At 62.2% G+C, this 11,610-nt stretch carries 10 protein-coding genes; all 10 read left to right on the top strand.

All coding sequences use genetic code 11. From position 1 onward, the window contains the following. Positions 1-182: 182 nt before the first annotated feature. On the top strand, positions 183-770 hold the full coding sequence (locus DXX99_RS08505) for an IS607 family transposase (protein ID WP_115793069.1): 588 nt from the start codon (positions 183-185) through the stop codon (positions 768-770). Beyond that, positions 767-2,362 carry an IS200/IS605 family accessory protein TnpB-related protein gene (locus DXX99_RS08500; protein ID WP_115793068.1) on the top strand — a complete coding sequence of 532 codons (1,596 nt, stop codon included), beginning with the start codon at positions 767-769 and terminating at the stop codon, positions 2,360-2,362. Before DXX99_RS08505 ends, DXX99_RS08500 begins: the two co-directional genes overlap by 4 nt. Positions 2,363-2,529: 167 nt before the next feature. Next, positions 2,530-4,128 (top strand): zinc ribbon domain-containing protein, encoded by a 1,599-nt coding sequence (locus DXX99_RS08495; protein WP_115793067.1) that lies wholly within the window; start codon positions 2,530-2,532, stop codon positions 4,126-4,128. 15 nt (positions 4,129-4,143) lie between these two features. Beyond that, the gene (locus tag DXX99_RS08490) at positions 4,144-4,839 is read left to right on the top strand and encodes an ATP-binding cassette domain-containing protein (protein ID WP_338065877.1); all 696 of its coding nucleotides are present in this window, start codon (positions 4,144-4,146) and stop codon (positions 4,837-4,839) included. 295 nt (positions 4,840-5,134) lie between these two features. Further along, a complete protein-coding gene (locus DXX99_RS08485) occupies positions 5,135-5,356 on the top strand; it encodes a hypothetical protein (RefSeq protein ID WP_115793066.1) in 222 nt (73 codons plus the stop codon). A 156-nt stretch (positions 5,357-5,512) separates the two neighbouring features. Then, positions 5,513-6,553: a type II secretion system protein gene (locus DXX99_RS08480; RefSeq protein WP_115793065.1), complete on the top strand. Its 1,041-nt coding sequence runs from the start codon at positions 5,513-5,515 to the stop codon at positions 6,551-6,553. 90 nt (positions 6,554-6,643) lie between these two features. After that, positions 6,644-7,903 carry a hypothetical protein gene (locus tag DXX99_RS08475; protein WP_115793064.1) on the top strand — a complete coding sequence of 420 codons (1,260 nt, stop codon included), beginning with the start codon at positions 6,644-6,646 and terminating at the stop codon, positions 7,901-7,903. Beyond that, positions 7,861-9,420 (top strand): type II secretion system protein GspG, encoded by a 1,560-nt coding sequence (locus tag DXX99_RS08470; RefSeq protein ID WP_115793063.1) that lies wholly within the window; start codon positions 7,861-7,863, stop codon positions 9,418-9,420. The genes DXX99_RS08475 and DXX99_RS08470 overlap by 43 nt, the downstream gene beginning before the upstream one ends. Positions 9,421-9,438: 18 nt before the next feature. Next, positions 9,439-11,004 (top strand): hypothetical protein, encoded by a 1,566-nt coding sequence (locus DXX99_RS08465; protein WP_115793062.1) that lies wholly within the window; start codon positions 9,439-9,441, stop codon positions 11,002-11,004. 16 nt (positions 11,005-11,020) lie between these two features. Beyond that, entirely contained in the window at positions 11,021-11,599 is a 579-nt protein-coding gene (locus DXX99_RS08460; RefSeq protein ID WP_115793061.1) for a hypothetical protein, read from the top strand. Positions 11,600-11,610 lie beyond the last annotated feature (11 nt).

Here is an 11,610-nt window from a genome sequence, read left to right as displayed (position 1 = left end):
GAGGTCCGGTAACATCATTAACCAGAGCCCTCAAAGCTTTGAGCCGGAACATCGATCTTCTCTGGTAGTTCGTCCTGGTCCGGGGATGGTGGGGCTCGAGACTCCTACAGTAGGTTGACACGATCAGGAGGTTCACAACAGTTGACAGGTTTTCGTAAAGCATGTATATTAGTGCCTGAGCCATGAAGCGGAAGTTATTGACCATCAAAGAGTGCAAGGAGATCTACGGGCTCAGCCGGGGCTCCCTCCTGAACTACGAGAGGCAAGGGCTGATAACTCCTGCCAGAACCCCTGGCGGCGTGCGGAGGTACAAGGTGGAAGACATCGAGAGGCTCCTCGGGCTCCTGGGGGAAGAGGGCGTCCGGCTGAAGACGGTCCTCTACGCCAGGGTCTCCACCAGGAAGCAGGAAGCCTATCTCAAGAACCAGGTCGAGAGGCTTAAGGAGTTTGCGCGGGAAAGAGGCTGGGACTACGAAATAATCCAGGAGATCGCCAGCGGGGTGAACGAGAACAGGAGGGGGCTACAAAAACTCCTCAACATGGTGAAGAGGGGCGAAGTGGAGAGGGTGGTGATTGAGCATCCCGATCGGCTGGCCCGCTTCGGCTTTGAGTACCTGAGAAGCTTCTTCGACGCTTTTGGCGTGGAACTGGTGGTGCTGAATGGTGAGGAGAGCGAGGAGCAGGTAAAAGAGCTGGCGGAAGACCTCGTCGCCACCGTGACCTCCTTTGCCGCCAGGATCTACGGCAAGAGGGGCGGGAAGAAGAAGTGATAACCCTGGAGTCGCTTTTAGAGTTCCAGAACGAGGAAGACAGGCAGAAAGTCCTCGATCTCATGCGGAGGTTTTCTTCCGCCGAGAGATACGGCTACCAGAGGCTCCTCGAAGGCTGGCCGAGAGAAGAACTCAAGAAGCACCTGGCTCGGGTCTTTCAGATCAACACCCGCTACGCCGACGACGCCATCTTGAAGGCCTCAAGCGTCCTTAAGTCCTGCCGGGAAAGAGGCCAGAGCCCTTCCAAAGTCGTCTTCGGTGGTAGGAACCTCTTCGAGAAGCTCAAGAAGAAGCACCTGAACGGTTCAAGGCGTGAGGAGCTGAAGAGAGAGTGGAGGGAGAGAAGGCAGGGGAACCTCTACTCCCGGGGAGACAGGAGCAAGCAGGGGAACCTCAACCTCCGCTTCGTCTGGCTTGAAGGGGAGCTTTACCTCCGGATATGCGTGGGAGAAAGGAGATGGGTCTGGGCTAAGGTCGTAAGGCCGGTCAAAAGAGAAAAGGACAAGTGGATAGGCTTCATCTGGAGCCTGTACCAGGCGGAAAAGACCGGCGAGTGGTTTCCCTACGACGTGGAGCTGAAGCTCAGAGACGGCGAAATCTACGCCCTCGTGAGCGTCAGAGAGAAGTTCCCTCCCGCCACCATCACCCTGGAAAGCGGGGTCTTAGGGATAGACGTCAACGCCTACCCTTTTCATCTGGCCCTGGCGGAAGTCTCCCCTGATGGGAACCTCCTGGGCTACGAGAGGATAAGCCTCCACGAACTTCTTTCCGCCTCTCATGACAGGAGGGAATACCTCTGCTGGCAGGTGGCCTACCGGGTGGTTAACTTAGCCCTGGAAAAGGGCAGGGCCATCGCCGTGGAAGACCTGGAAAAGCTGCCGAAGGGGAGAAGAGGAGACGGCCTTCCCAAGCTCCGGAAGAAGCTCCAGCGGTGGATCTACAAGAGCCTCCTGGAGAAGATAGAAGTCCTGGCTAAGAGGCACGGGGTAGAAGTGGCCAAGAAAGACCCTGCCTACACTTCGGTGATAGGGAAGCTCAAGTACGCGCCCCAGTACCTGGTGGACAAAGACGTGGCCGGGGCTCTAGTAGTCGGGAGGAGAGCCCTGGGTTTTGAAGAAAAGCTGCCAGAAAGCTACGAACTCCTGCTTCAAGACGAGGAGTACCTGCTCTATGCCTTGGCCCAGTTAGAAGAGAAGATAAAAGAACTCAAGCGGGAGTTAAAGGGAGAAGAGAATGAGTGGCGGAAGAGGGCCATCAAGAAGAGACTATCAGTTACGCGTAGCGAGCTGAAGACCCTTCAAAGACACTTACGCATGCTCCAAAGCGGGGAGAGCGAGCCGGTTTCCCGAGATCCGGCCGACCAAAGGAAGGAGCCGGTGAGGGGCTACCTCTTAAGGTGGCGAAAAAGCTGGCGAGTTCTCTCCGCAGCCCTCACCGTCCCGCTTCTTGAAAAGTTCCCTCAAAGTTCAAAAGGCACGTTGAGGGACTTCTCTCCCCTGAAAACGGTTTTGGTGGCGGGGGATTGGAAGCGGGCGGTGAGAAGGTTAGTTCCTGTTCCTGGTGCAGGGGCGGCTGTGCAAGAGTGTGGTTAAACACTTTTGTACAGTTTTTCAAACCAGGCCCTTTAAAGCTCCCTCCGAAGTACCATAAAAAGCGATGTACCGGACTGCCGAAGTGGCGGTCCTGCTCGGTGTTCACAAGGATATCTTGTGCCGAAGATGAAAAAGCTCAAAAAGAGTAAAGGAGGCACTTTCCCGCCTTGATACTGACGACCAGCCTGAGGCTCCCCGACGGGCTGGTAGGGCCACTTAAGAACCTCACCGCCCTGGGGCTCAAAGTCCAGGAGCAGGTGCTGGGGACGTACTGGTCGCCTGGGGGCCTGGAAGCCGTGGCTTCTTCCCCAGGCAAGGCGTGGAAGCTTTTAGACGCAGAGCTTCCCCGTCCGCAGGACGTCTACATTCCCAGCCGTGTCTGGCGCTCTATCTTAGAGTCGGCAGGTCGCCTCCTACGCTCCATGGCCGAGAGGAAGCGCATCTTTGAACTCTTCCTGCCTTACTTCTCAGGCCAAGCTAAGGACGCCGCAAGGGAGCTCTATGAACTGCTTAAAGAGGACGGGGAGCAGGAAAAGTTCGGGTATCTCTTCAACGTGGCCGAGGCCATGGCCAGCTTCTACGCCGAGCACGAAAGGCTTCCGCAGGACTTTTTCGAGCTCCAGAAAAGGCCTGAACCCAAAAAGTTCACCTTCACGACTTCTGCGGACGATGGTCCTGAGAGGGGACAGGTGATGAAGTACGAGTGCGACGGGGAAGTCCTGCGAGGCCGGGCGAAGCTTCCAATCTCTCCCGAGCCCAAGAAGGAAGAAGACTGGCAGTGGTTCTCCTTCGAGGTCGGACTGCCGGAGGAGCTTAAAGAGAAGCTGGCCCAGGGAGGAAAGCTTCATGCCCCCGACCTGAGGTTGAAAGCTAAGCCTTCAGGTAAGCTCGTCGCTCTTCTTGATGTCAAGGTGGAGGTGCCGGAAAAAGCACCTTCGGGCGAGAGAGACCGGGCGCTGGGGCTTGACTGGGGGCAGAGGAAGCTCATCACTGGCACCGTAGTTTCCAGAGAGGGGCAGCTCACCCCTCCCTTCTTCGTCTTCTGGCAGGCACTGAGGGCCAAGCTCTTCCGCATCCGGCAGGAGATCCGCCGGCTGCAAAAGACACGCGACCAGCACGAAAGAAAAAGCCCGGAGTGGAAGAGGTACAACCGTTTGTTTGCTTCTGCCTGGCAGAAGTACCACCGGATACAGCACCAGCTCGCCCACCAGGTATCAAGCCTTTTGGTGCTTTTAGCTAAGGCTTTCGACTGCCGGTACATCTTTGTTGAGTGGCTCCTCACCCTGCGCGGGAAGAAGGGAAGGCCGAAAGACCTCAACTGGTGGGTGACCACCACGGTGAGGGGGCTTCTCTTCAGACTCCTGAGGTATAAAGCGAGACTTCTAGGGATCAGGGTCATACCGGTTCCTCCAGGTGGTACGAGCACTGCTTGCCCCAGGTGTCTGGGAAGAGGCAAGCACGTCAAGTCGCCGGGTGAGCCTGAGGAGAAAGACTCCGGTCCCTGGTTTGTCTGTCCTTTCTGCGGGTACAGCGCTGACCGGGATTACGTGGGGAGCCTTAACGTCGGCAGGACGGGCTTTAAGCTCAAAAGGCCCCTGACCTATATGGTTGGTCGGGCCGCGGCGCAGCCGTTCCCGTCGCGAGGAGCTTCCCGCGAGGAAGCAATGACCTTCACCACGCTGGGATACATTAAGAGCGTCTTTGTAGCCAACTTTAATACACTGACCAGACTCCTGGATTCCGCAGCCTTACCCAGTATAACCTAGTGTGGGAGGAACGGTATGGCAGGCGATGATTCTGGTGGTGGACGGGGTGGAGTTCAGCTACGGCAGCCGCCCTATCTTGAGGGATATAAAATTCCGCGTCGAGCGGGGGGAGGTTCTGGCCGTGCTGGGCAACAACGGCGCGGGACCATCCTGCTCGACGACCGGGATATCTCCCGCCTTCCCTTGCTTGAGGTGGCCCGGCGCCTGGGCTACGTGGCCCAGCGGCACCAGGCCACCCGCTTCACCGTCTTCGACGCCGTGCTCCTGGGCCGTCGCCCCCACGTGAAGTGGGGGCTTACCCGGCAGGACCTGGAAACGGTCCACCGGGCGCTCAGGCTCCTGGGGTTGGAGGACTACGCCCTCCGCTACCTGGATGAGCTCAGCGGCGGGGAGCTGCAGAAGGTGGTCATAGCCCGCGCCTTCGCCCAGGAGCCGCAGGTGCTCCTGCTGGACGAGCCCACCAGCAACCTGGACCTGAAGAACCAGCTGGAGGTGCTGGGCCTGGTCAGGCGGGCGGTGCAGGAAAAGAGGATGGCGGCCGTCGTGGTACTGCACGACCTCAACCTGGCGCTGCGCTTCGCCGACAAGTTCCTCTTCCTCAAGGACCACACCGTTTACGCCTGCGGCGGAAGGGAAATCGTGACTCCGGAGAACATCGCCGCCGTCTACGGGGTGCCGGTGCTGGTGGAGGAGCTCCGGGGGTCCCGGTAGTGGTGCCCTTGTAGAAAAGGGGCGAAGACAACATCGATTTCTGTCGTCTTTTGGCGAAATAAAGGAAGTTTTTGCGGAGTATGGTATTAGTGGAAGCTTTCAGGAGATAACGGGTTTAAAATCTCGCAATTTTTAGTTTTTGCCGCTACAACTCGTCTTCTTCCTCCCCAACGCCCCTTAATCGCCGTTAATCGACCTTGCGTTGGCCGAGCCCAAGGTATATTCTAGTTGACGAGATAAGTTAGTTTGAGCTAAACTTATTCACGAGCTTGGGCTAAGTGAGCGGGGGAAAAGAATGGCGCACACCAACGAGATGGTCCTGGCCAAGATAAAGAAGCTTTACGAGGAGCTCTTCCGCCACGACGGGTTCGGCGAGATGCGGATCGAGATCCGCATCCTCAAGCGGGGGCAGAAGGAAGTGATCATCCACTGCGGCAAGCAGTACCGCTTCGTGGTGGACTACCCCGCTCCCCCGCTGAAAGAGGAGACGGCGGCGGGTCTGCCCGCCTCACCATAGAAGAGGGGGTGGGAAGCGAAGGGGAAGGAGCTGAAGGAGGCCGCGGGCGCGGGGCCCGGGCCGAGCCGGAGGATGAGCGCTTTACCCGGAGAAGGAGGCTCTGCGGGTGAGCCCTTCTCGCCGAGAACGAAAATTTAAGGAGGAGGGCTTTCCGGCATGAAAGAGAGGGTAAGGAAGGTATTCCGGCGGCTCAAGGGTCAGGGCGGCTTCACCCTGATCGAGCTTCTGATCGTCATCGCGATCATGGGCTTCCTCATCGCCATGATCGCCCCGCGGCTGGCCAAGGTAGCGAGCGGCGCCTCCGACACGGTGTGCGACACTAACCAGATGCGCCTGCGCCAGGTGCTGGCGGCCTACACCGAGAAAACCGGCCAGCTCCCCAACTACCTGACGAGCCTGGTGTGCCATGACGATGCGGGTAAGGCGGTGGATCCTTCGACACAGTGGGATATGACGAAGGAGGAAGACGGGAGCAAGGGCTGGTACATCGACAACAACAACAAGGTGGACGGGCAGGAGGTCCTCTCCAAGGACTTCTACGCCATGACCAAGCTGGGGCTGCTGACGCTCGACCAGGCTGCGGCAGACGAACTCAGGGCCCTGGGCATCAGCAAGATCTACTACCTCAACGTGAACCAGGACGTCAAGGCCATGGAGTACATCGGCAACGAGGTAAAGAAGCTAAACGAGGGTATTCCGAAGCACGTGGCCGGCAAGAACGACTTCATGCAGGAGGATGACGTAAAGGCGGGTACGGCGGTGCTGGCGGTGGGCTTCGGCGACAACCACAAGCTCGACCCGACCGCCGGTCCCAAGAAGATCGGGCACCCCGACCGGATCGGATGCATCGTCCTGGGCGTGGGCCCCAACAGCGAGCTGGTTAGGGAGGGCCAGATCCAGCATGCCGGCCTGTGCCCCAACGGCATCAAGCGCGGCGACCACTTCCTCTACAACAACTACAACATCGTGGTGCCCAGGCTGGCGTCCGTCGCCGATAAGATAGTGGCGGCCTACGGCGGTACCAACGGCGTGAAGCTTACATTCAAGAATGAAGAAACTGGCGAGACGAAGATAGTGGATATCGCCAAGGGCCAGGGCGAGGAAGTGTGGCAGTTCACCACCTTCTGCCCCGAGGGATGCAACCCCATGGCGGCCGACAGGCCGGTGTGGGTACTGGATAAGGTCGAGACTTACTAAACCAGCGGGTCTCCAGCCTCCCTTCCCGGAGCGAGGGGCGGGGGGATTCCCCCCCGCCCCTTAAAAATTGAAAGCTTGAGGTGAAAAGCGTTGCCGGACGTGATAAAGCGGCTTTGCCCCTTAAGAGAGCGCCTCTTTAAGCTTGACGCCGCCGAGCTTTTGCTGGTCTCCTTCTGCTTCCTCTTCCCCCTGCTGGTGATCCCCCACCCGGTCACCTTCCGGGACGGGTGGCTCGACTACTTTTACGCCCCCCGCTTTCTCTTCCTGGGGCTGGCCTCCTTCCTGGCGCTGCTCGTGCTTCTCTGGCGGCGGGTGCGCCTGCGCCTCGCGCGCCCTTCCCTGCCCTTCCTCTTCCTCTTTCTCTTCCTCCTGGCGGCCCTGGTGGCCACCGCCCTGGCCCCCTTCCCGCGCCTGGCCTGGACGGGGGCCGCCTTCCGCTACACCGGCCTGGCCACCTACCTCCTCTGCGTCCCGCTCCTCCTGCTGGCCGCCGTCCACGGCCGCCCGGAGCGGCCTCTCCGGGCCCTCACCCTGGCCGCCGCCCTCTGCTCCCTGCTGGCGCTGGCACAGCTCCTGGGCTTCAACCCGGTGCCGCACGAGCCCTACCGCCGCGGCATGACCGCCTACGCCACCCTGGGCTCGGCGGAGAACCTGGGCTTCTTTCTGGGCTTCGCCTTCCCCGGCGCCCTGTGGCTCTCCCTCGCGCGGCGCCGGTGGTGGCTGGCGCCGGCGGTCCTGGTCTACCTGGGGCTGCTTCTGACCCTGGACTGGCCGGCGGTCTTGGGAGCCCTGGCCGGGGCGCTCTGCCTGGCGCGGCGCCGCCCCCTCCGGCTCAAGGAGCTCTGGCCGGCCCTGCCCTTCGCCCTGGTCACCCTGCTCTTCTTCCCCGCCCTGAAGCTCACCCCGCTGGCGCAGCGGGTGGGCTGGCTGCGCCTCGACCAGTTCTGGGACGTGTGGAAGCGGGTGGTCCTGCTCTGCAAGCACTGCTGGGCCTGGGGGCTGGGGCCCGACCACCTCACGGTGGTGGTGCAGCGCATGCCCTGGCTGGGCTTCTGGGACAAAACTCCTAACCTTTACCTGGAGACGGCCGTCACCATGGGAGCCTTTGCCCTGGTCTTCTACCTGGCCTTCCTGATCACCTCCCTCTGGGGGCAGCGGGACGGCGTGGGGGCCATGGGGGTCGCCTACCTGGTCACCGGCCTCTTCCACTCGGAGATTCTGCCGGTCATGCCCCTCTTCTGGGTGGTCCTGGGCTTCGTCCTGGCCCGGCGGGGGGTGCTGCTGGCGGGCGCCGAGGAGGCGAAGGGATGCCCCGAGGCAGGCCTGGCCTCCCCCGGAAGCTCGCTCTGAACCGGGAAAGGGGTGGGAAGGTGCGCCGGGCGGGCGAGGCGGGCATGACCCTGCTGGAGGTAATCATCCTCATCACGGTGCTGGGGATGCTGGCGGCCATGATCGTGCCTTTTGTGGGGCACCTGGACCGGGTGCGCCGCACCAAGGCCACATGGGAGACCATGGAGGCCGTCCGCACCGCCCTCCTGGGCCCGCCCAACACCTACGATGCTTCCGGCCGTCGCCTCGTCCGGGGCTACGTGGGCGATATGGGGGATCTCCCCCGGCTTTACAAGGCGACGTGGGACGCCACCAAAGAGAGGTGGGACTGGAGTACCAGCGAGGAGGTCTACCACGGCGGAGACCTGTCGACACCCTATCTGGGCCAGCCGAGGGCTCTGTGGGAAAAGTGGCTCAAACTGGGGGAGGACGAGGGGCGGTGGCGTGGCCCCTACCTTCCCTATCCCAAGGCCCGCTACGCTTCGGCCTACAAGAAGGAGACCCCGCCCCTCATGCGCACCGAAGGGCTTCTGCAGGACGCCTGGGGGAGGCCGCTCTTTTTCGTGAAGGAGAAGGACAGCAAGGGGGTTTACCTGCTGATAATAAGTGCCGGCCCCGACGGCAAAATCGTGCTCCCCCCTTCCTCTTCCGAACCCTGCGACCGCAGCAATCCCGGTCAATGCTACAATCCCCAGGCACCGGAGAACAAGGACAACCTGGTGCTGGAGATAAGGCCGGAGGAGTGGTACCTGGCCAACCTCACCCAGGAGGAGAGGGAGACGTGGAAACTTTTAGAAAGGGTCAAGGCGGCGCTCATCGGCCCGGACGACGCCTACGACCCCGGCGGACGCCGGCTGGTGGGGGGCTACTGCGGCGACCTCGGCCAGTGGCCCCAGGACGACACGGGAGCGGTCCGCCCCGATTTCCTCTGGAAAGACCCTGGACTTGCAAACCTTAAGCCCGGCTTCGCCTGGCGCGGCCCCTACCTCCCCGAGCCCCGGGACGGAGTGCTCAGAGACGCCTGGGGTAAGGAATTGCAGTTCGAGGTGGTGGTCGATCCTAACACCTCGGAGGAGAAGCTGGAAATTCGCTCGGCCGGCCGGGACGGCGAGTTCGGCACCGGCGACGACCTTGTGCTGGAGGTTCCCAAGCGCTCCTGGCACTTGAGTTCCCTTACTCTGAAGGGGAAGGTGGTGAACGGCAACCCCCAATCTACCGACCCGGAGGACACGGCCAATGTAGAGCTTTTCCTTCACCATCACCCGATCAGCGACCGGGCGGCACCTGCTAGCATTTCCTACACCGTGGTAGAGAAGGTTTATCTCCCCCCGCCCGACCCCAACCAGCCGGGCAAGTGGGTGTGGAAGGAGGCCCTCTTCGAGGCCGTCTTCACCCCCCCCGAGGGGATCGCCTGCGGGGAGCGGGTGGCGAAGGCGAAGAAAACCGGCTCTACCGAGGAGGCATCAGCCCGGGTCTTTGTGAGTTCCCAGGGAACCCACTATCCCTTTTCCGACAAGCTTCTCTTCGTAGTCAAGTAGTAAGGAGATGATCGATCCTTGCTTTCCGTGCTGGCGCTGGAAGTGACGGAACGTTTGATGCGGGCGGCGGTGCTCCGCCGGGGCTTTAAAGGGATAGAGCCGGAGCTCTGCGCGGCCGGGGAGCGGGAAGAGGGGAGCGGCCCCCTCCCCACGCCGGAGGAGCTGGCCTCCCTCTTAAACCGCCTGCCCGTGCGGCCCCGGCGGGCTACCCTGGCCACCCCGCTGGTCACGGTGATGGAGGTGACCCTGGAGAAGGCGCGCCTGCGCCACCTGCGGGGCGGGAAGCTCAAAGAGGCGCTGCGCTGGGAGGTGGAGCCCTTCCTCCCCGCCCCTCCCACCGACTACTACCTGGGCTTTCAAAGGGGGCCGGAGGTCGAACCGGGGAGGGTGGTCTTCTGGGTCGCAGCCCTGCCGCGCGAGGACTACCGGGCGCTGAAAAACCTCTTCGCCGAGCGGGGCCTGCAGCTGGGCAAGGTCTTCCCCCCGGAGTTCTGCTTCCCCCTGGGGGGCGCCCTGGGCTTCAGGGGGCGGAGGTACCGGACTCTCCTGGTCCTGGAGGTGGGGCGGGCGGGTTTGCGCTGCGCCCTGGTGGAAAGGGGACGGATGCAAGACCTTTACGCTCCGCCGCCGGAGGTGGGGGCGGCCCTGGCTGCCGGCTTTTCCACCCCTCTACCCGGCGCCCCGCCGCCGGAGCTCGTGGCCTCCTTGCGCGAGGGCCTGGCCCTGAGGGAAATGCTGGGTCTGCCGGTGGTGCTGGTGGGCGCCGGGCTCAACCTGGACCTCGCCGCCCTCTACGCGCGGCAGTTGCTGGGGACGGAGGAGGTGCTCCTTCCTCTGTGGGTGCAGGAAGGCTGCGGCCCCGAGTTCGCCACCGTGGTGGGGGCGGGGGTGCGGCAGCTCACCCCCGGTAGCGCCTCGCAGGGGATCGGGGTGGACGACTGGGAGGAGCGCCTGGCCCGCCTGCGGGAGCGGGTGCACCTTTACCCCCTGATAGCCGTGCTGTCCGTGGGGTTGATTTTCGGCGGCCACTACCTGGTTCTGAAGCAGCAGACCAAACGCTGCCAGAGGGAGATAGCCGTCCTGGAGCAGCAGAAAAAGGAAATCGAGGCGGCGCAGAACCGCTACAACCAGTTGAAGAAGGAGGAAGAGACGCTCAGGAAGAAGGTGCAGGCGGTCGAGGCGCAGACCCACTTCCTGCGCGAGGGCTACCGGACGGAAGAGATCAGGGTTTCGCGCCTGCTGGACGTGGCGGCCCGGGAGGAGCCCTTCGGGGTCAAGATCAGGGAGGTGAGCAAGTTGGGCCGGGCACCGGCTCCCGAGACCAAGGACAAGAAAGGCGCCAAGAAGGAGACCAAGGAGGAGTTCCTGCCGGTAGGGGCCGGGGAGGAGGAGCGAGCCTACCGCCTTGGAGGGGAGAGTCCCGATGTGGAGGGGATAAACCGCCTGCTCTTAAGCTACCAGGCCCAGCCCTGGTGCGCCTACGCCCGCCTGGACAGCCTCAAGCAGGAGAGCGCCAAGGGCGGCTCGGGGCAGGAAGAAAAGGTCACCTACCGTTTCATCATCACCGTGGTGGTCAAGGAGTAGGGGGGATCGAGGGGGTATGCCTAGAAGAGCGCTTACCCGCACCGAGAAAGTTCTGCTGGTGGTAGTGCTGCTGGCGGCCGGCATTTTCCTTTACGTCCGCTACCTTTACGATCCCCTGGCGCGGCAGTACGAGCAGGACCGGGCCCGGCTGCAGGAGCTGCGGCGGGAGGTAGCGGCGGCCCAGCCGCCCGCCGCCGGCCCTTTGCAGAGGCAGGTGGAAGACCTCCGGCAGGAGCTGAAGCGCAAGGAGCAGGAGAGGGACGCGGCCCGGAGCGCTAAAGCGGAGCAGCTGAGCGAACTCACCCGAGGGGTGACCGAGATCAACGCTCTGGCCCTGGCCCACCAGCTGGAGATCAAAGAGGTGAGCCTAAAGGCGGAGCGCAAGGCCAAGGCCGACGCCCCGCCCGAAAAGCCTGAGGAGGCCTTTTCCTGGAAAGAGTACCACATGGTCGTCTGGGGAAGGACGCAGGACGTGGCCGACTTTACCCGCACCTTGGGCCAAAGGAAATACCTGGTCTACTTGGAGGGCCTGGAGGCCAAACCGGAAAAGAAGGAAGATCCCCGGCTGCAGGCCCGACTGAAAATTCTCTTCTAGGGAGGAGATGA

This window comes from Ammonifex thiophilus (genome assembly GCF_003368535.1).
Taxonomy (GTDB): domain Bacteria; phylum Bacillota; class Desulfotomaculia; order Desulfotomaculales; family Ammonificaceae; genus Ammonifex; species Ammonifex thiophilus.
Note: the sequence above shows the minus strand (reverse complement) of the source record. Positions and strands in the feature narration are given on the sequence as shown.